Genomic DNA, 286 nt, shown 5'->3' on the forward strand with positions numbered 1-286 from the left:
TCCGGTAACAAAGACGCAGCAGCAGCCGTAGGTAAAGCTCTGGCTGAGCGCGCGTTGGAAAAAGGGATTGCGAAAGTATCCTTTGACCGTTCCGGTTTCCAATATCATGGTCGAGTCCAGGCACTGGCAGATGCTGCCCGTGAAGCTGGCCTTCAGTTCTAAGGAAGAGGTTTAAGATGGCTCACATCGAAAAACAAGCTGGCGAACTGCAGGAAAAGCTGATCGCGGTAAACCGCGTATCTAAAACCGTAAAAGGTGGCCGTATTTTCAGCTTTACCGCACTGAC

At 51.0% G+C, this 286-nt stretch carries 1 protein-coding gene and 1 pseudogene; both read left to right on the top strand.

Annotated features, from left to right (window positions below; all coding sequences use genetic code 11):
• A partial coding sequence (locus tag N6G83_RS54685; RefSeq protein WP_312847445.1) for a 50S ribosomal protein L18 occupies window positions 1–162 on the top strand: 162 nt, incomplete at its 5' end.
• Window positions 163–176: 14 nt separating this feature from the next.
• Window positions 177–286, top strand: a pseudogene (rpsE, locus tag N6G83_RS54690) (30S ribosomal protein S5); the annotation flags it as partial.

The organism is Serratia sp. PL7 (assembly GCF_945957435.1).